The following is an 18989-nucleotide window of genomic DNA, read 5'->3' as shown; positions in this document are numbered from 1 at the left end:
GTGGACGGCCGTCGACGCAATCCGTACGAACTGACCCAGGAGACCCCGGTCTACGTCATTTCGGTGGCGGCCCAGCTCTCCGGCCTGCACCCGCAGACCCTGCGTCAGTACGACCGGCTGGGGCTCGTGTCCCCGGACCGCACGGCGGGCCGGGGGCGCCGTTACTCGGCCCGTGACATCGAACTGCTCCGTCAGGTGCAGCAGTTGTCGCAGGACGAGGGCATCAACCTGGCCGGGATCAAGCGCATCATCGAACTGGAGAACCAGGTCGCCGCCCTCCAGGCCCGCGTGGCCGAACTGGAGGACGCCCTCGACGGCGCGGCGGCCGCGATGCGGCAGCGCGAGGCCGCGGTGCACGCCTCCTACCGGCGCGATCTGGTCCCGTACCAGGAGGTGCAGCAGACCAGCGCGCTGGTGGTGTGGAGACCCAAGCGGCAGCAGGCGGACTAGTCGTGGTGTGAAGTACCGCGCGGGGCCCGGAGGTTCACCGAACCTCCGGGCCCCGCTCCGTCTGTGCGCACACATGTGTGATTATTGTGTGGCCGCGCGTTCAGGTGGCCCCCTCCTGATGTCCGCAGGTCCGTCACGAGTTCAGCCCGTCGTGCCGTGTCCATCTCGTTAAGTGGTTGGCCTTGACGCCAGTGGGGACTGAAGCGTTGGCTTTTCAGTCACGTAGGCCGAAAAGCTGTGCCCACGTCCGGAACGCACTGAAGTGAGCCCTCGCATGCGCCGTATCGCCATGTCCGTCGCCGCCACCACCGTGTCCGTCATGCTCGCCGGCTGCGGCGTGCTCAACGCGACGGGAAGCAGCGACGACGCGAGCCCGGCCAAGGGGGACGACATCACCGTCGGTCTGCTGCTCCCGGAGAAGGCCAACACCCGGTACGAGCAGTTCGACTACCCCATCTTCAAGGCGAAGGTGCAGACCCTCACCGGCAACAAGGGCAAGGTCGACTACGCCAACGCCGACGCGGACGCCGGGAAGCAGGCGAGCCAGCTGCAGCAGATGGTCGACGACAGGGTCGACGTCATCGTGCTGGACGCGGTCGACGCGCACGCCATCGCGGACGGCGTGCAGAAGGCCAAGGACGCGGGCATCCCGGTCATCGCCTACGACCGGCTGGCCGAGGGTCCGATCGACGCCTACATCTCCTTCGACAACGAGCTGGTCGGCGAGGTGCAGGGCCGTTCCCTGCTGGAGTCCCTCGGGGAGGACCTCAGCATCACCGACAAGATCGTGATGATGAACGGCTCCCCGACCGACCCGAACGCCAAGCAGTTCAAGGCGGGCGCGATGTCCGAGTTCAAGGGCAAGGTGACGATCGCCCGGTCCTTCGACACCAAGGACTGGAAGCCGGAGAACGCCGAGGCCAACATGGCCGAGGCGATCAACGCGCTCGGCGCGGAGAACATCGAGGCGGTCTACTCCGCCAACGACGGCATGGCGGGCGGCATCGTCGAGGCGCTGAAGGCCGCCGGCGTGACCGAGCTGCCCCCGATCACCGGCCAGGACGCGGAACTCGCGGCGGTGCAGCGGATCCTCGCCGGCGAGCAGTACATGAGCGTGTACAAGTCATACCCGGAGGAGGCCGAGAGCGCCGCCGAGATGGCGGTGGCGAAGGTCCAGGGCCGGGACATCCAGTTCGACGCGCTGACCCGGGAGCGGGTGGACAGCCCCACCACCAAGGACATCCCGGCGCAGCTGGTGCCGGTGGTGGCGCTGACCAAGGAGAACATCGGGGACACCGTCGTCGCCGACGGGATCTACGAGGTGTCGGACATCTGCACCGCGAAGTACCGGGCGGCCTGCGCGGCGCTCGACCTCGTCTGACCGCTCCGGCGTTATTCGGCCACCCCGCCGGCACCGGGCGGAGCCGTATTGCACAGCCGGTTCCGGCCGCGCATAGTTGCGCTGCGGAAAGTGGCTGAACCGGGGGTGGAACGGGCGATGGCCGGGCACGGGACGGACGAGCACCCACACGGTGCTGACCGACTGTGCGAGACCGGGGATCGCGTGTATTCCCGGGCCGTACGGCGCGGACGCGTGCCGCGCCGGGACGCGGAGCCGGCGCCCTGCCTGCTGGAGCTGGCCCTGCTGCACCCGGACCCCGACGACATGGACTGGCTGGTGCCGACCCCGCCGCAGGAGGTCATGACCCGGCTGCTGCGCGGGATGTACGACGAGATCAGCGCGAGCCAGCGCCGGGTCGGCTCGGCCGTGGAGGCCTTCGAGTGGTACGCCGGTCTGGGCCGTCCCGTGCCCGCGGCGCCCTCGGTGACGGAGGGTCCGGCGATCCGGGTGCTGGACGGACTGGCCCGGATCCAGGCCGCGATGGACGAGGCCACGCAGACGTGCACCACCGAGGTGCTCACCGTGCAGCCGGGCGGCATCCGGCGCGAGGCGGAGCTGTCGGAGGGGCTGCACCGGGCGATGGCGCTGCGCGGCCGCGGGGTGCGGATGCGGGACCTCTACACGCACGTGGCCCGGCACGGGCACGGACTGCTCACCTATCTGGAACTGATGGGCGACGCGGTGGAGGCGCGCACGCTGGACGAGGTGATCGAGCGGCTGATCCTCTTCGACCGCACGGTGGCCTTCATCCCCGCCAACGCCGAGCGGACCATGGCGCTGGAGCTGCGGCACCCGGCGCTGGTGGGGTACCTGGGCACGGTCTTCGAGCGGCTGTGGCGGCTCGCCGTCCCGCTGGCCGCCCCGCTGCCCGACACCGGCATCGAGGGCATCTCGCACCGGGAGCAGTCCATCGCGGCGCTGCTGGCCGAGGGCCACCAGGACGCGGTGATAGCGGAACGGCTGGGGGTCAGCGTCCGCACCTGCCGCGCGCACATCGCCCGGCTGTCGGAGCGGCTGGGCGCGGCCAGCCGTACCCAGCTGGGCGTCCGTATCGCGCAGGCCGGACTGGACGGCCCGCGCCGCCCCGCGCCGGTCCCCGTCATGGAGGACCGGGGATCCCCGAACGTCCGGTGAGACGGCCGGGCGGGCCCCGGCTCCGGCCGCCCGGCGTCGCGGCGGGCCCGGCGGTGCGCACCCGCGCGGTCCGCACGCGCACGCCGAGCCGGCCGGCGGAGGAGCGCGGCGGCCGGTGCGGAGCGACGTGCGGGCGGCGTGCGGGGCGGCGGGTTCCAGCCGGTCCGATCGTCCGGGGCGGGGTGCGGCAGCCCGGGACGGGCCGGGCGGGACGCCCCGGAGGCCGCAGGGGCGGCTGTGCGGCCCTGTCGCGGGGCGCGGGCGACCGGGTCCGGCTCCCCCTCGCCCGGCGCCCTCAGGCCGTCGCCGGGCGCGTTGCCGGCCGTGCGCGGCCCGCTCCCCGGCTCACTGGTCCTGCCGCAGGATCCCCGACTGCGCGATGAGGTAGCCCAGCTGGGCGCGGCTGCCGCTGCCGAGGGTGGCGGCGAGTTTGGCGATGTGGGCGCGGCAGGTGCGGACGTTCATGCCGAGCCGGCGGGCGATGGCCTCGTCGACGTGTCCCTCGACGAGGAGCTTGGCGATGGAGTGCTGGATGTCGGTGATGCCGCCGGGAGCCGTCTCGTAGGGCGCGCCGGCGGACAGCGGCACCGCCCGGCTCCACATGAACTCGAACACTTTGATCAGATAGCGGACGAGACCGGGCTGGCGTATCTCGAGGGCCACCTGCTGGTCGTCCCGGGTGGGGATGAAGGCGACCGACTCGTCGCAGACGATGAGGCGTTCGACCACCTCGTCGATCGTCCGGTACTCCACCCGGCCCGCGGAGAGCTGCTCCACGTAGGCCCGCTTCTGAGGGCTGTAGCGGGCGGTGTGCTGGTAGAGCGTGCGGATCCGCACGCCCCGTTCGATGAGGGGCTTGTCCCGTTCCAGTCCCTGGATGATGCTGCGTTCGGAGAAGCGGTCGTCGCTGGGCTGGATGGTGAGCATCTCGGTGCGGCACTGGGTGACGGCCAGGTCGAGCGCGGCGTTGATCCGCTCGCTGCCCTCGAGCACGCTGATCGAGTTCTCGTCGCTCATGGCCCGGGTGCCCAGGGCCATGAAGGGTTCGAACGCGTCCGCGAGCCGGATCGACAGCCGCCGGCGGTCGGCGATGTCGCGCTCGATGGGGTGGAGGCGCTGGGCCAGGGCGATCGCGGGCGACACCGGGCGCAGCCAGTTCCCGTCGTCCGGATCGGGGTGGAGCAGGGCGAGTTCCACCAGGCAGGGGGCGGCTTCCGCCTCCTGCCGTGCGAGCCTCCCCGCCCGCAGGGCGTTGGCATAAAGTCGGCTGCCCGCCTCGCACAGTTCGGTCACCGCATGGGGATGCTCCGCCTTAGTCTGATTTGCCACGAAATCTCCACCCCCCAGGGTCCTGAACATGCAGGAACATGATGCACCGATTGTGTGGCCATGATGTGTTCGAATGAGCCATCGTCTTATCTGACGGGGGAACGAGGAGACTTTCACGTGAGGACGAAGCCGACTATGCGCAAGAGACTGCTTCGCTCGGTGCTCGCAGCCGCCCTCTCCGCCGTCGCGGCCTTCGGAGCGCTGAGCGGTCACTCCGACGCGAAGAGCGGGACCCAGGCCGACAGCCACTGGCCGTCGATCGTCGCCGACCCGGGGCGTTGAGGTGACCACTCCACCCGACGACCGCTCCTTCCGCAGGGAGATGGCGACCGCCTACCGGTCCGGATGGCACTTCATCGACCTGGTCACCGCCATCCCCCACAGCGGTGACTCGTTGATGGTGACCGTCTTCGGCGAGCCGGTCGTCGTCACCCGCGACGAGGACGGGGACGTACGGGCGTACCGGTGCCTGCGGCGGCCCCGGGGAGCGCCGAAGCCCGTGCGGTGCGCCATCCGGTACGGAATGATCTTTGTGAACCTGGACCAGCGGGACCGCCGGCAGGTGGAGGCCGACTCCCCCGCCCCCCGGACCATCTCGGCCACCCCCCGCAGTGCCTGACGCGATTCCCCCGTCGTAACAGATCGCGCAGGTGCTTCCCCCCGCAGCGGCGTCACCGTGACCTGAACACGGTGACGCCGCTGCAGTTTCGCGGGACATTTCAGGATGCCGGCCGGATCGCGCTGTGGCCGGAAACAGCCGCTCGCCGGGACCTCACCTCCGCCCCATGGCGCGGGTGAGCGCGATCTCGATGACCACCCGCGCCGGGTTCGGCGACGGCGTGCGGCCGTAGCGCTCCGCGTACCGCCGCTCGGCCTCCGCGACGCGCTCCCGCTCGGTGCGGACCACCGCCCGGCCCTCCAGCGTCGCCCACCGCCGTCCGTCGACCTGGCACGCCGCGACGGCCGCGCCCCCGTCGCCCGCCGCCCGCACGTGCCGCACCTTCGCGCTCGCCGCATTGGCGATCACCCGGGCCAGCCGCGCCCGCGGGTCGTAGGTCACCCCGACGGGCACCACGTGCGGCGTGCCGTCCGGGCGGAGGGTGGTCAGCGTGCACAGGTGCCTCTCCCGCCAGAAGGCGAGGTAGGAGGCGTCCGGATCGCCCGGATCCACCGAATACGTGGTAGCCATGCACGGAACTTAGCCCCACGGATGCTCCCGCCCACCACATTGAGTGGAATAGACTCAAGTTTGTGTACGTTGACCGAGTCAGCCACGAAGGCCGCTGAAGGGTCACCAAGGAGGAGAACGCGAACGTGGACGCCGAGCTGACCAACCGGAGCCGGGACGCGCTGGCCGCCGCCGGCAACCGGGCCGTGACCGACGGGCACCCCGACCTCACCCCCGCGCATCTGCTGCTCGCCCTGCTCCAGGGACAGGAGAACGAGAACATCACGGACCTGCTCGCCTCGGTCGAGGCCGACCAGGCGGCCGTACGCTCCGGAGCCGAGCGCGTCCTCGCCGGCCTGCCGAGCGTGACCGGATCCACCGTGGCACCGCCCCAGCCCAACCGCGAACTGCTCGCCGTCGTCGCGGACGCCCAGGCCCGCGCCCGCGACCTCGGCGACGAGTACCTCTCCACCGAACACCTCCTCATCGGCCTCGCCGCCAAGGGTGGAGCCGCCGGCGAGGTGCTCTCCCGGCAGGGTGCCACCGCGAGGAAACTGCAGGAGGCCTTCCAGAAGTCGAGAGGAGCGCGCCGGGTGACCACCGCCGACCCCGAGGGCCAGTACAAGGCCCTGGAGAAGTTCGGCACCGACTTCACCGCCGCCGCCCGCGAGGGCAAGCTCGATCCCGTCATCGGACGGGACCAGGAGATCCGGCGCGTCGTGCAGGTGCTGTCCCGCCGCACCAAGAACAACCCCGTCCTCATCGGCGAACCCGGCGTCGGCAAGACCGCCGTCGTCGAGGGCCTCGCCCAGCGGATCGTCAAGGGCGACGTGCCCGAGTCGCTGAAGGACAAGCGGCTCGTCGCGCTCGACCTCGGCGCCATGGTCGCCGGCGCCAAGTACCGCGGCGAGTTCGAGGAGCGGCTGAAGACCGTCCTCGCCGAGATCAAGGGCTCCGACGGGCAGATCATCACCTTCATCGACGAACTGCACACGGTCGTCGGCGCGGGCGCCGGCGGCGACTCGGCGATGGACGCCGGCAACATGCTCAAGCCGATGCTCGCGCGCGGCGAACTGCGCATGGTCGGCGCGACCACACTGGACGAGTACCGCGAGCGGATCGAGAAGGACCCGGCACTGGAACGGCGCTTCCAGCAGGTGCTGGTCGCCGAACCGACCGTCGAGGACTCCATCGCGATCCTGCGCGGACTCAAGGGCCGCTACGAGGCCCACCACAAGGTCCAGATCGCCGACAGCGCGCTCGTGGCCGCCGCCACCCTCTCCGACCGCTACATCACCTCCCGCTTCCTCCCCGACAAGGCCATCGACCTCGTCGACGAGGCCGCCAGCCGCCTGCGCATGGAGATCGACTCCTCCCCCGTGGAGATCGACGAACTCCAGCGCGCCGTCGACCGGCTGAAGATGGAGGAGCTGGCCCTCGGCAAGGAGACGGACGCCGCCTCCCTGGAGCGCCTGGAGAAGCTGCGCCGCGACCTCGCCGACAAGGAGGAGGAACTGCGCGGCCTGGGCGCCCGCTGGGAGAAGGAGAAGCAGTCCCTCAACCGGGTCGGCGAGCTGAAGGAGAAACTCGACGAGCTGCGCGGCCAGGCCGAACGCGCCCAGCGCGACGGCGACTTCGACACCGCCTCCAAGCTGCTCTACGGCGAGATCCCGGCCGTGGAGCGCGACCTGGAGGCCGCCTCCGAGGCCGAGGAGGAGGTCACCAGGGACACCATGGTCAAGGAGGAGGTCGGCGCCGACGACATCGCCGACGTCGTCGCCTCCTGGACCGGCATCCCCGCCGGCCGCCTGCTGGAGGGCGAGACCCAGAAGCTCCTGCGCATGGAGGACGAGCTCGGCAAGCGGCTCATCGGCCAGGGCGAGGCCGTACGCGCCGTCTCGGACGCGGTCCGGCGCTCCCGGGCCGGGATCGCCGACCCCGACCGCCCCACTGGCTCCTTCCTCTTCCTCGGCCCCACCGGCGTCGGCAAGACCGAACTCGCCAAGGCCCTCGCCGACTTCCTCTTCGACGACGAGCGGGCCATGATCCGCATCGACATGTCGGAGTACGGCGAGAAGCACTCCGTCGCCCGCCTGGTCGGCGCACCCCCCGGGTACGTCGGCTACGAGGAAGGCGGCCAGCTCACCGAGGCGGTGCGCCGCCGCCCGTACAGCGTGGTGCTGCTCGACGAGGTGGAGAAGGCCCACCCCGAGGTGTTCGACATCCTGCTCCAGGTGCTCGACGACGGCCGGCTCACCGACGGCCAGGGCCGCACCGTCGACTTCCGCAACACCATCCTGGTGCTCACCTCCAACCTGGGCAGTCAGTTCCTGGTCGACCCGATCCGCACCGAGACGGAGAAGAAGGAGCAGGTCCTGGAGGTGGTCCGGACCTCCTTCAAGCCCGAGTTCCTCAACCGCCTCGACGACCTCGTGGTCTTCTCCGCGCTGACCAAGCCCGAACTGGCACGCATCGCGCGGCTCCAGATCGACCGCCTGGCCAAGCGGCTCGCCGAACGCCGCCTCGCCCTGGAGATCACCCCCGAGGCCCTGGCCTGGCTGGCCGAGGAGGGCATGGACCCCGCCTACGGCGCCCGCCCGCTGCGCCGCCTCGTCCAGACCGCCATCGGCGACCGGCTCGCCCGGGAGATCCTCTCCGGCGAGATCAAGGACGGCGACACGGTCCGGGTGGACCGCTTCGAGAACGGCCTCCTGGTGGGCCCGGCCACCGGCACGTCACTCTGAGCGGCCCTCGGGGTTCCGGGCCCGATGTCCCCCGCGGACGTTGGGCCCGTCCTCCATCGGGTACCCCGGAACTGACCGGATCGAGTCAGCCCTCGGCTGACAGGCCCGTCGGGGCTTGCCACCCCCCTCCCCGCATGGTGGAGGATGGCGGGATCCGTACGAAGGGAAAATCACGGTGACCATCGACCCGTCCTCGATTCCAAACTTCGGGGGCCAGCCCGAGCCGCAGCCGCAAGGACCGGCGGGCCCCGTCGTCCCGGATCAGGACCTCGTGAAGCAGCTCCTCGACCAGATGGAGCTCAAGTACGTCGTCGACGACGAGGGTGACCTCGCGGCGCCGTGGGAGCAGTTCCGCACCTACTTCATGTTCCGCGGCGAGGGCGACCAGCAGATCTTCTCCGTTCGGACGTTCTACGACCGCCCGCACCAGATCGACGAGAAGCCGCAGCTGCTCGAGTCCATCGACGACTGGAACCGGCGCACCCTGTGGCCCAAGGTCTACACCCACACCCATGACGACGGCACCGTCCGTCTCATCGGTGAGGCGCAGATGCTCATCGGCATGGGCGTCAGCCTGGAGCACTTCGTCTCCTCCACGGTCAGCTGGGTGCGGGCCGCGATCGAGTTCGACAAGTGGCTCGTCGAGCAGCTGGGCCTGGAGCAGGAGATCAACGAGGCGGACAAGCCCGGGGACGACGAGTAGGGCGTCCCGAGCACGGCGTTCGGCGGGTACGGAGACGTACGCGGCGTTCGTGGGAGAGCCCGGCCCCGGGCGCCGGCCGTCACCGGTGGCTGTCGCGGGGCCGGGCTTTCGTGTGCCGCGCCGCGGCGACCGGGTCGATCCACGGGTGAGGTGGCGTCTCCGCGGGCACCTCCGCCCGCACCGTCTCGCCCATGGGGTGGCGAGGTGCCGGCCCCCGGCGCACCGCCGGGAGTGACCCCCGGCCGGGACTCACCCGGCGAGCCGAAGGCGGAACGGCACCGTCCCCGAGTGGGCCGGACTCCGGTCGCGGTCCGTCTCCCGGGACCACCCACCCTCCCCACCGGAGAGGCCCACACCATCCGTGCGGGTGACCGGCTTGCAGGCGCGGGACGCGGACGGTCGCGTACGCCGCGACAACCGCAGACGGATACGGCTGGTGCGGGTCATGACGTTGTCGACGCCGGCGGTCATCGGATCTCGTTGTCGGGATGCCGCGCGTCGTACGCCCGGCGGGCATGGGCGATGGCGCCTCGGTGCTCGAGTGACCAGTCGGCCAGTGCCTTGACGAGGTGGGTCAGGCTTGCGCCGGTCCCGGTGAGCCGGTAGTCGACCCGGGCGGGCACGGTTGGGTAGACGGTCCGGAGTACCAGCCCGTCGCGTTCCAGCCGGCGCACGGTCAGCGTCAGCATGCGCTGGGAGATCCCGTCGATGGCACGCTGGAGTTGCCGGAAGCGCCGCGCCCCGTTCGCGAGCTCGACGATCACGAGGACCGACCACTTGTCACCCACGCGGTCGAGGACGTCGCGGATCCCGCAGTCGAGGTGGTCCGGCTGCCCGCACGGTTCCAGCTCTGCGGGTCCAGCGGTTACATCGGTGTGCGTCACTGACATGAAACTGCCTTCTTGTGGGCCGACCACAGCCGGTTCAGGATCGCCGTAGTTACTGAAGAGAACCACGGTAGGGGATCGAACCGCAATGATCATGGTGACCGGCGCGAACGGACAGCTCGCCTCCCTCACGCTCCAGGAGTTGGCCGACCGGAAGGTGCCCGCCCTGGGGGGCAGCCGGACACCCGCCGACGGGCAGCGCCACCTGGACTTCGACGACCCCGCAGGCCTGGACCTCACCGGTGTCCCGACGCTGGTCCTGGTCTCGGCCGGATACGCCGAGGACGACCGGGTCATCGCTCGTCACCGGGCGCTCCTCGACGCTGCGGTCCGCGACGGCGTCGCGCACGTGATCTACACCAGCCTGACCGGCACCGGGAACCACCTCGGCTTCGCGCTCGCCCACCGCGCCACTGAGGACCTGGTCAAGGCCAGCGGTCTCGGGTGGACGATCCTGCGCAACGGGCTCTACGCCGAGCTCTTCGGAGCGTTGCTGACGTGGACACCCCACGGCCTGGAGTCAGCTTTCGGCGATGGCGCTCTGTCTGCGGTGGCCCGGGCGGATCTGGCCGCAGCCGCGGCCATCGTCGCCGGCCACCCGACCGCGCACGCCGACAGGACCTACGACTTGGTCGGCGACCCGATCACCGCCGGTGACGTCGCCGAACGCCTCGACGTCGCCCACCGGGCGATCGGGCTCGGCGAGTACCGCGCCCGACTCCTCGCGGACGACGCACTGCTGCCGTTCCAGCCGCCGATGCTCGCCTCGATCGCCTCCAGCGTCCGCCATGGGTTCCTCGGCAACTCCAGCCCCGACCTCGCGGGACTGCTCGACCGGCCGCTCACCGACGCGCTGGCCGTTGCGGCGGACACCGCGGCTGCGATGCGTCCCGGCGCACGCTGACGCGGATGGCGCATCGTGACGCGCCGCTGCCCCTCGAAGGGGGACCGGCCGGGCTCCCCCGGGTTCAGCGGGTCCCCGCGGCCCCGAGCCGGCGGACCGCCTCCTCCAGGACCGGCTTCCGCTTGCAGAACGCGAAGCGGACGAAGGGGGCGCCCATCTCGCGGTGGTCGGAGAAGACGGCCGTGGGGACGGCGACGACGCCCGCGCGTTCCGGCAGGGCGCGGCAGAAGGCGATGCCGTCGGTCTCGCCCAGGGGGCGGATGCCGGCGGTGACGAAGCAGGTGCCGGAGGGCCGGCAGACCGAGAAGCCCGCCTCCCCCGGGCCCGCCGCCAGGACGTTCCGCTTGGCGGGCATGTCCGCGCGGAACTCCTCGAAGCAGGTGTCGGGCAGGGCGAGGGCCTCGGCGACCGCGTACTGGAAGGGCCGGGAGGCCACGTACGTCAGGAACTGCTTCGCGGAGCGGACGGCGGTCACGAGTTCTGCGGTACCGGTCACCCAGCCGACTCCTCGTTCGCGCACTCGTTCGCGCACTCATTCGCAGGAGGGCCCACAGAGCTGCACCGCGAGCGATGGCGAGCTGTTGTGTACACATGGGACACCCGGTACTCTTGGGTACATGACACAGCCCATGCCCATAGAGTCGATCCGCGATGTCCGGGCACACCTGGCCGAGGTCGTGGAGCGGGCCGACCGGGACGACGTGCCTACCGTCATCACCCGGCGCGGCAAGCAGGTCGCCGCCGTGGTGTCCATCGAGGTGCTGCGCAAATACCAGGAGTGGGAAGAGCGCGAGATCAACCGGATCATCGACGAGCGCATGACCAACCCGGCGCCCGGCGTCCCGATCGAGGACATCATGAGGGAGACGCTGGCGCGCAGTGAGTGAGTACCGCACCGTCTTCCGGGTCGAGGCTCAGGCCGAACTCCGCAAGGTGCCGCGAGACGTGGCCCTCCGCATCCTGGCCAAGCTGACTGAACTGGAGAACGACCCGATGGGGTTCAACACCACGGCCCTCGTCTCCCAGCCCGACCGGCGCCGCCTGCGGGTAGGCGACTACCGCGTGATCTACACAATCGACAACGGCGAGCTGGTGGTGTGGGTCGTACACGTCGGGCACCGCTCCACCGTCTACGACACCTGAGCACTCCCTGACGTCGGGTCGGAACATCCAGCACCGATCCAGCACGGGATCAATGCAGATGCCGGGCCTGTAACAGCCTGCACCGCGGACGATGCAGGCGCCAGGCCGACCGGAGTGGGAGGGGAGACCGTGCCGCAGGAGGGCGACGTGCGGTTTCGTGTCGCTGAAGCGCTCGCCGGCATCGTGGCCATGCGTCGTGAGGGTGTCTGCTGGCACGTGACTCCTCCGGTGCGGGGCTGAGGTTCGCGGAGGAGCCCAGACCGTACGGCTGTCACGCGGCCGGCGACTTGAGCCGGGATGCCGCCTTCTCCAGCACGCTTGCCCGCTTGCAGAACGCGAAGCGGACGAAGGGTGCGCCTTGCTCGCGGTGGTCGTAGAAGACCGCGTTGGGGATCGCGACCACCCCGCAACGCTCCGGCAGTGAACGGCAGAAGGCGAAGCCGTCGCTCTCGCCGAGGGGGCGGATGTCGACGGTGATGAAGTAGGTGCCTGCCGGACGGAAGACGGTGAACCCCGCCTGCTCCAGGCCCGTTCCGAGCAGTTCGCGCTTGGCCTGCATGTCGGCGCGGAACTCCTCGAAGTATGAGTCGGGGAGCCGTAGGGCCTCAGCGACGGCGTACTGGAACGGCCCGGAGGACACGTACGTCAGGTACTGCTTCGCCGAGCGGACGGCCGCGACCAGACCAGGGGCCGCCGTCACCCAGCCGACCTTCCAGCCCGTGAACGAGAACGTCTTCCCCGCGCTGGAGATGGTCACCGTGCGCTCCCGCATCCCCGGGAAGGTCGCCAGCGGCACGTGCTCGGCCCCGTCGAAGACCAGGTGCTCGTACACCTCGTCGGTCACCACGAGCAGATCGCGCTCCACGGCCAGCTCGGCGATCACCGCCAGCTCCTCGCGGGTGAGGACGGTGCCGGTCGGGTTGTGCGGGGTGTTGATCAGCAGCAGCCGGGTGCGGTCGGTGACGGCGTCGCGCAGTTCGTCGAGGTCGAGGCGGAAGCGCCCCTCGCGCGGGCGCAGGGTCACCGGGACGCGGGTGCCGCCGGCCATGGCGATGCAGGCGGCGTAGGAGTCGTAGTACGGCTCCAGGGCGATCACCTCGTCGCCGGGTTCCACCAGGGCGAGCAGCGCGGCGGCGATCGCCTCGGTGGCGCCGGCGGTGACCAGGACCTCGGTGTCGGGGTCGACGGTCAGTCCGTAGCGGCGCCGCTGGTGCGCGGCGACGGCGGTGCGCAGTTCGGGGACGCCGGGGCCCGGCGGGTACTGGTTGCCGCGGCCGTCGCGCAGGGCCCGTACGGCGGCCTCCCTGACCTCCTCGGGGCCGTCGGTGTCGGGGAAGCCCTGGCCCAGGTTGATGGCTCCGGTCCGCAGGGCGAGGGCGGACATCTCGGCGAAGACCGTCGTTCCGAACTCGGCGAGCCGGCGGTTCAGGAGGGGACGCGCGCTGGAGGTCATGCCGGTCATCCTGCGCCGAAGCTCTGGAGTTCCTCAACTCTGCTTTGGGCCGCGCGGGGGGAGGGCATCTCCCGGTCACGCACGTGAGCGAGGCGCCCACGGGGGGCCGCTTCGGGCATCACGGGGGAACGAGAGGAGGGTGGCGCCATGGTCATCGGCATCATCCTGGTTGTGCTCTTCGCGCTGTTCGTCGGGGCCGTCGTGGCCGCGGCCCGCAGGGCCGGGCGGCGGTCGGGTGCCCGGCCGGCGCGTGGCCGTGCCGGATCGGGCGGCAACAGCAACAGCGGGAGCAATGAGAGCAGTTGGTGGGCGGGTGGTGGCGCCGGCGCCGCGGCCTGCGGGTCGTCGGACGGCAACTCCCACGGCGGCGGCGGAAGTTCCTGCGGCTCGTCCTCGGGCGGCGGTTCGTCCTGCGGAGGCGGGTCGTCCTGCGGGGGCGGGGGCGGGGGCGGATGCGGCGGCGGTAGCTGACACCGGCGATCCGCCTCCGTTTCGGGGGCGACGCATCCGCGACAGCGGGGTCCGCGCCTGGGCGGGCCCCGCTTCGCCGTTGCGTGGTGGCGGCGAGCCCGGTTCCGGTTGAGCGGTGGGCGGAGGGGCGCATCGGCGCACGCCGTCCTCCGGGGGCGTACGCCGAGGTGGAACAGGTGAGCTGAGGAGCCCCCTAGGGGATGGAAAGCCCACGAAGTTGGGTAAAAACGCTGTGGTGGCGCCACAGTTCATGATTCCCTATAAATCGCCGACGCAGCCCCTCGGACTTCCCGCGGACCCTCTTCCGGCCGGGCGACCGGGCTGACGGGCCGAGTTCCCCGGTGCGGCCGGGGCGCGCGGACCCCCATCTCCCTCCCTTGTGTGCTTGCGGAGCCGATCCATGCTCACGACCCTGAACACCGCCTACTCCGACACGCGTGCCGCCGACCTCGCCTGGGCCCTGGGACGCGAGCCGCTTCCCGCGCTGGCCACGCTCGATCTCGAACTGCGGGGGGCGAAGCTGCAGTTGAGGCTGCTCGGCGCGTCCCACCAGGTGCTGGTGGAGGAGGAGCGGGGTCTCTGCTCGGAGACGGTGGCGTGCATCCCGGGCAGCAGCACGCCGCTTCCGCTGGGCGTGGCCAAGCGGGTGGGCGACTGGGAGTACGAGTTCGCCGCCCGGGTGGAGGTGCTCACCCCGGGGTCCTTCGCGGGCCGGGCCCAGGAGCTGCTCGCGCTGGTCTCCGACCATCCGCAGGGTCTGGCCGGGGTCTTCCCCGGCAGTCCGCACGCGTTCACGGCGATGCTCGCCCAGCGGCACGAGGGCCGGCTCCACTGGCGGACCTGGCACGCCTATCCGCAGGACGGGCAGCTGGTGGTGACGCGGACGAAGGTGGGAATGAGAGTGGTCGCCCATGCCGATATCGGGCGAGATTGAACAAACTTCACGCGTGTGGGTGACGTTGCGCTCCGGAGGCGTAACGTAACGTCGCTGGAGTGATCGAACCGCAGGCCCCGGCCCCACCCCGCCCCGCACCGCCCTGGGACGGGCGGGGCGGAACCGGCGGCGACGCGGGCGGCCCGGCGCCGCTGCCCGTGCGGCAGGACACCGGGCGGTTCCTGGTCCTCGCGGGCGTGTTCGTCTGCGCCGCCTGCGGCCTCGTGTACGAACTGGAACTCGTGGCGCTGGCCACGTACTTGATGGGCGACTCGGTCACCCAGGCGTCCGTGGTGCTGTCCGTGATGGTCTTCGCGATGGGCATCGGATCCCTGGCCGCGAAACGGCTGCGGCGGCACGCGGCAGCCGCCTTCGGTGCCGTCGAGGCGGCCCTGGCGCTGGTCGGCGGGTGCAGTGCGATGGCCCTGTACGCCGTGTTCGCCTGGACGGGCGACTGGGGCGGCGTGTGGGCGAACGGCCCGCGCTCCCTGCTGGTCGCCTTCTCCCTCGCCACCGGGCTGCTGATCGGCGCCGAGGTGCCGCTGCTGATGGAGCTGATCCAGCGGATCCGCCGCCAGGACGCGGGCGGCGCGGTGGCCGACCTGTCCGCCGCGGACTACGTGGGCGCCCTGGTCGGAGGGCTCGCCTTCCCCTTCCTCCTGCTGCCGTTCCTCGGCCAGCTGACGGGCGCGCTGATCACCGGTGCCGTCAACGCGGTCGTCGGGGGCGCGCTGGTGCTCGGACTGTTCCGGCGGGACCTCGCGCGGCGCGCCCGCCGGCTGCTGGCGGCCGCCAACGTCTGCGTGCTCGCGGTCCTCGCCTCGGCCGCCGTCCTCGTCGACGACTTCGAGCGGGCCGCCCGGGACGCCATCTACGGCTCGGACGTACGGGTGGCCCTGCGCACCGACGTCCAGGAGGTACTGCTCACCGGAGGGCGGGACGGGCGGCCCCTGAACCTGTTCCTCGACGGGCGGCTGCGGGTCGGCGGCCGGGACGAACTCCGGTACCACGAGGCGCTGGTGCATCCCGCGATGAACGGGCCGCACGCCCGCGTGCTCGTCCTCGGCGGCGGCGCCGGGCCGGCCGTCCGCGAGGTGCTGCGGCACACCGGGGTGGACCGGGTCGACGTGGTCGAGGCCGACGCGGGCGTGGTGCGGCTGGCGCGCCGGGACCCGGCGCTGTCCGCCCTGAACGCGCACGCGCTGGACGACCCCCGGGTGCGCGTCGCCGTCGCGGACTCCTTCGACTGGCTGCGCGGGGCGCCCGCGGCGGCGTACGACGTGGTGGTCTGCGACCTGCCGCACCCGGGGATCACCGCGAACACCAAGCTGTACTCGCAGGAGTTCTACGGCCTGGCCCGGCGGGTGCTGGCACCCGGCGGGCGGCTCGTGGTGCACGGGGGCGCGGTGGCGTCCCGCCCCCGCGACTTCTGGACCGTGGACTCCACCCTCCGCGCGGCGGGACTGCGCACCGCCGCGTACCGCACCCGCGGGCGGCAGGCCGGCTTCGCCGCGGGGCCCGACCGCAGCGCCGTGGACACCGCCCGCGTCCACCGTGACTGGGGGTTCGTGCTGGCCGCCCGGCACGTTCCCGCGCCGCGCCTGGACCCGTCCGGGCCGCGCCCGCGCACGCTCACCGACGCCTCCCTCGCGGCGGACGTCAGGGCCGCCGGGCGCACCCGGGTCCCCGGCCTCCCGCCGTCGACCCTGGTGCACCCCCGCTACGCCGGCTGATCCTCCCCTCCCGCGTCCCGTGCCGACGCGCCGCGACTTCCCGCCGACGGGGGTACAAGCCCGGCGCCGCGTGGGTAGGCTCCGCTGTCATGGAGCACGAGGCGTTCGTTCCGGTCGAGGCGGAGCGGCTCAGGGAGGTGCTGGACGACCCCGCGCGGGTCGCCCGGGCGGTGCCCGGGCTCCAGCACGACGCCGGCGCGGACCCCGTCGCCGGCCGGCTGAAGGTCCGCGTCGGCAGCTACTCCGTCACCTACCGGGGCGCCGTGCGGGTGTCCGCGCGGCGGGACGGTTCCTACGCCGTCGAGGGCGACGCGGTGGAGACGCGGGGCAGCGGCTCGGTGCGGCTCGCGCTTCGGCTGGGCCTGCGGCCGGCGGACGCCGGCACCACCCTCACCGTCGACGGCACGGCGACGGCGGACGGCCGGGTCACGGAGTTCCCGCCGGACGCGGTGGCCGCGGCGGTGTCGCGCCTGCTGGACCGCTTCGCGGAGAACCTGGGCGCCGTGGCGGCGGAGGAACGGGACGGCGGGGCACCGGACCCCGGCGGCCCGCCGTCGCCGGAGCACCTGGCGGCGGGCGACTTCGAACCGCGGGCCACCACCGACTTCGACACCACCCCGGACGCGGACGACGCACCGTCCCCCGGACCCGCCGCGGACGCGGACGAGACGTCGCCCTCCGGGGCCGCCGCGGACGGAGACGACGCACCGCCCTCGAAGGCCGCCCCGGACCCGGTGGGTCCGCCCGTGCCCGACAGGGACGTCCCGCCTCCGTCCCAGGACCCCGGTGCGCGGGACGACGACTCCGTCGCCGAAGCGGCCCACGCCCGGCGCACGATGATCGGCCGCAGCGCCGAGGAAGTGGACCACGCCCCGCCCCGCGGCCGTTACGCCCCCGTCCCCGCCCCCCAGACGGTCGTGTCCCCCAGCCCCCTGCGCTGGGCCGCCCCGGCGGCGGCCCTGGCGGTCGCCTCGGCGGTCGTCGCCATCAAGACCCTCCGCAGACGCCGCTGACAGCGGTCGCGACGACGGCCCCGCCGGCTCCGCCGCGTCCTGGTGCCGATGCGGCGCCCCCGCGAGGCGACGCCTCCCTGATCGCACCAGTAGGGTCGTCGCGTGAGTAACGGAGACATCACGCTGACCGCGGGTGACGCGGAGGTGACCGTGCTGCCGGGCAACGGCGGGCGGGTCGGAGGGCTGCGGGTCGGGGGCGTCGAGCTGTTGCGGCAGGGGGAGCGGTTCGGGTGCTTCCCGATGGTCCCCTGGTGCGGACGGATCCGTGAGGGCCGGTTCCGGGACGGCGCGACCGTACGCCAGATGCCGCTCAACGCCCCGCCGCACGCCATCCACGGCACCGCCCGCGACGCCGTCTGGCGCACCGCCCGGACCGGCACGGACGAGGCGGTGCTCACGTACGACCTCGTCGAGCCCTGGCCCTACCCGGGGCGCGTCACCCAGCGGATCGCGCTCACCGGGGACTCCCTGACGCTGACCATGAGCGTCGAGACGTACGAGTCGTCCTTCCCCGCGCAGATCGGCTGGCACCCCTGGTTCAACCGCTCCCTCGGCGACGGCGAGGACGTGCGGATCGACTTCGCTCCGGCCTGGCAGGAGGAGCGGGGCGAGGACCACCTGCCCACCGGGCACCGCGTCGAGGCGAAGCCCGGGCCGTGGGACGACTGCTTCGGCATGCCCGGCGGCGTCGACGTCACCCTCACCTGGCCGGGACGGCTGGAACTGAGGGTGACCAGCCGCGAGGAGTGGGTCGTCGTCTACGACGAGCAGCGGGAAGCCGTGTGCGTGGAGCCGCAGACCGGCCCGCCGGACGGGCTGAACAGCCACCCGCGCCTGGTCACGCCCCTGGAGCCGCTGGAGGCCTCGACCACCTGGAGCTGGACCCGCCTCTAAGCTGGCTGTCATGAGTGACGTCAACGCAGCAATGCCGCCGGGCGCACGCGGCGCGCTGCTGCAGCAGATCAAGGACAAGGCCGTGGTGCACGGCAGGGTGACCCTCTCCTCCGGTCTGGAGGCCGACTACTACGTCGACCTGCGCCGCATCACCCTCGACGGCGAGGCCGCCCCGCTGGTCGGCCAGGTGCTGCTGGACCTGACCGACGGTCTGGAGTTCGACGCGGTGGGCGGGCTCACCATGGGCGCCGACCCGGTCGCAGCCGCCATGCTGCACGCCGCCGCCGCGCGGGGCCGCCGCCTGGACGCCTTCGTCGTCCGCAAGGCCGCCAAGGCGCACGGGCTCCAGCGGCGCGTCGAGGGCCCGGACATCAGGGGCCGCCGGGTCCTCGTCGTCGAGGACACCTCCACCACCGGCGGCTCCCCGCTCACCGCCGTCGAGGCCGTGCGCGAGGCCGGCGCGGAGGTCGTCGCCGTCGCGACCATCGTGGACCGGGCCACCGGCGCCGCCGAGAAGATCCGGGAGGGCGCCGGGGTGCCGTACCTGTTCGCCTACGCCAAGGACGAACTCGGCCTCGACTGACGCGGCCCCCGCACGGGCCCGCCCTCCCCGCCCGGCCCCGCCCG

General features: G+C 72.2%; 19 protein-coding genes and 1 pseudogene. 15 read left to right on the top strand and 5 right to left on the bottom strand.

Annotated features, from left to right (window positions below):
* The 3 genes from ACF07S_RS23365 (at position 1) to ACF07S_RS23355 (ending at position 2986) form a co-directional block, all read left to right on the top strand.
* Complete coding sequence (locus ACF07S_RS23365; RefSeq protein ID WP_391962808.1) at positions 1–450, top strand: heat shock protein transcriptional repressor HspR; 450 nt, start codon at positions 1–3, stop codon at positions 448–450.
* A gap of 274 nt (positions 451–724) precedes the next feature.
* Positions 725–1831: a sugar ABC transporter substrate-binding protein gene (locus ACF07S_RS23360; RefSeq protein ID WP_391975003.1), complete on the top strand. Its 1107-nt coding sequence runs from the start codon at positions 725–727 to the stop codon at positions 1829–1831.
* A gap of 117 nt (positions 1832–1948) precedes the next feature.
* Positions 1949–2986, top strand: coding sequence for a LuxR C-terminal-related transcriptional regulator (locus tag ACF07S_RS23355; RefSeq protein WP_391963052.1), 1038 nt, complete (start codon positions 1949–1951; stop codon positions 2984–2986).
* A 345-nt stretch (positions 2987–3331) separates the two neighbouring features.
* Here the strand turns inward: ACF07S_RS23355 and ACF07S_RS23350 are convergent, their stop codons facing one another.
* Positions 3332–4345: a helix-turn-helix transcriptional regulator gene (locus tag ACF07S_RS23350; protein WP_391975002.1), complete on the bottom strand. Its 1014-nt coding sequence runs from the start codon at positions 4343–4345 to the stop codon at positions 3332–3334.
* A 105-nt stretch (positions 4346–4450) separates the two neighbouring features.
* Here ACF07S_RS23350 and ACF07S_RS23345 point away from each other — a divergent pair, with 105 nt between their 5' ends.
* Both ACF07S_RS23345 and ACF07S_RS23340 read left to right on the top strand, forming a co-directional pair.
* Complete coding sequence (locus ACF07S_RS23345; RefSeq protein WP_391962811.1) at positions 4451–4597, top strand: hypothetical protein; 147 nt, start codon at positions 4451–4453, stop codon at positions 4595–4597.
* A 40-nt stretch (positions 4598–4637) separates the two neighbouring features.
* On the top strand, positions 4638–4934 hold the full coding sequence (locus ACF07S_RS23340) for a (2Fe-2S)-binding protein (RefSeq protein WP_391963053.1): 297 nt from the start codon (positions 4638–4640) through the stop codon (positions 4932–4934).
* A 153-nt stretch (positions 4935–5087) separates the two neighbouring features.
* On the opposite strand, the gene ACF07S_RS23335 is transcribed toward ACF07S_RS23340, so the two are convergent.
* Positions 5088–5504, bottom strand: coding sequence for a pyridoxamine 5'-phosphate oxidase family protein (locus ACF07S_RS23335; protein WP_391975001.1), 417 nt, complete (start codon positions 5502–5504; stop codon positions 5088–5090).
* 125 nt (positions 5505–5629) lie between these two features.
* Between ACF07S_RS23335 and clpB the strand changes: the two genes are divergently transcribed.
* Complete coding sequence (clpB, locus tag ACF07S_RS23330; protein ID WP_391962813.1) at positions 5630–8227, top strand: ATP-dependent chaperone ClpB; 2598 nt, start codon at positions 5630–5632, stop codon at positions 8225–8227.
* 175 nt (positions 8228–8402) lie between these two features.
* Entirely contained in the window at positions 8403–8930 is a 528-nt protein-coding gene (locus ACF07S_RS23325) for a YbjN domain-containing protein (protein WP_391962814.1), read from the top strand.
* 467 nt (positions 8931–9397) lie between these two features.
* Here ACF07S_RS23325 and ACF07S_RS23320 read toward each other — a convergent pair whose 3' ends face one another.
* On the bottom strand, positions 9398–9820 hold the full coding sequence (locus ACF07S_RS23320) for a winged helix-turn-helix transcriptional regulator (RefSeq protein ID WP_391962815.1): 423 nt from the start codon (positions 9818–9820) through the stop codon (positions 9398–9400).
* A gap of 85 nt (positions 9821–9905) precedes the next feature.
* Here ACF07S_RS23320 and ACF07S_RS23315 point away from each other — a divergent pair, with 85 nt between their 5' ends.
* Positions 9906–10721 carry an NAD(P)H-binding protein gene (locus ACF07S_RS23315; protein ID WP_391975000.1) on the top strand — a complete coding sequence of 272 codons (816 nt, stop codon included), beginning with the start codon at positions 9906–9908 and terminating at the stop codon, positions 10719–10721.
* 64 nt (positions 10722–10785) lie between these two features.
* On the opposite strand, the pseudogene ACF07S_RS23310 reads toward ACF07S_RS23315, so the two are convergent.
* Positions 10786–11226: pseudogene (locus ACF07S_RS23310) on the bottom strand (aminotransferase class I/II-fold pyridoxal phosphate-dependent enzyme); the annotation flags it as partial.
* Between the two features lie 112 nt (positions 11227–11338).
* Here ACF07S_RS23310 and ACF07S_RS23305 point away from each other — a divergent pair.
* A complete protein-coding gene (locus ACF07S_RS23305; protein WP_391962817.1) occupies positions 11339–11608 on the top strand; it encodes a type II toxin-antitoxin system Phd/YefM family antitoxin in 270 nt (89 codons plus the stop codon).
* On the top strand, positions 11601–11864 hold the full coding sequence (locus tag ACF07S_RS23300; RefSeq protein ID WP_391962818.1) for a type II toxin-antitoxin system RelE/ParE family toxin: 264 nt from the start codon (positions 11601–11603) through the stop codon (positions 11862–11864). Before ACF07S_RS23305 ends, ACF07S_RS23300 begins: the two co-directional genes overlap by 8 nt.
* Positions 11865–12135: 271 nt before the next feature.
* On the opposite strand, the gene ACF07S_RS23295 is transcribed toward ACF07S_RS23300, so the two are convergent.
* On the bottom strand, positions 12136–13326 hold the full coding sequence (locus ACF07S_RS23295) for a pyridoxal phosphate-dependent aminotransferase (RefSeq protein ID WP_391974999.1): 1191 nt from the start codon (positions 13324–13326) through the stop codon (positions 12136–12138).
* A gap of 862 nt (positions 13327–14188) precedes the next feature.
* Here ACF07S_RS23295 and ACF07S_RS23290 point away from each other — a divergent pair.
* From ACF07S_RS23290 to pyrE, 5 genes are all read left to right on the top strand, one after another.
* Positions 14189–14722, top strand: a complete 534-nt coding sequence (locus tag ACF07S_RS23290; RefSeq protein ID WP_391962842.1) for a DUF2617 family protein — start codon at positions 14189–14191, stop codon at positions 14720–14722.
* 59 nt (positions 14723–14781) lie between these two features.
* Positions 14782–16455, top strand: coding sequence for a polyamine aminopropyltransferase (locus ACF07S_RS23285; protein ID WP_391974998.1), 1674 nt, complete (start codon positions 14782–14784; stop codon positions 16453–16455).
* A gap of 89 nt (positions 16456–16544) precedes the next feature.
* A complete protein-coding gene (locus tag ACF07S_RS23280) occupies positions 16545–17468 on the top strand; it encodes an SRPBCC family protein (protein WP_391962844.1) in 924 nt (307 codons plus the stop codon).
* A 102-nt stretch (positions 17469–17570) separates the two neighbouring features.
* Complete coding sequence (locus tag ACF07S_RS23275) at positions 17571–18362, top strand: aldose 1-epimerase (RefSeq protein WP_391962845.1); 792 nt, start codon at positions 17571–17573, stop codon at positions 18360–18362.
* Positions 18363–18393: 31 nt separating this feature from the next.
* Entirely contained in the window at positions 18394–18945 is a 552-nt protein-coding gene (pyrE, locus tag ACF07S_RS23270; protein ID WP_391963056.1) for an orotate phosphoribosyltransferase, read from the top strand.
* Positions 18946–18989: the final 44 nt, after the last annotated feature.

Origin of the sequence: Streptomyces sp. NPDC016640 (assembly GCF_043076215.1) — a bacterium.
GTDB lineage: Bacteria > Actinomycetota > Actinomycetes > Streptomycetales > Streptomycetaceae > Streptomyces.
This window is presented reverse-complemented; position numbering and strand designations above follow the sequence as displayed.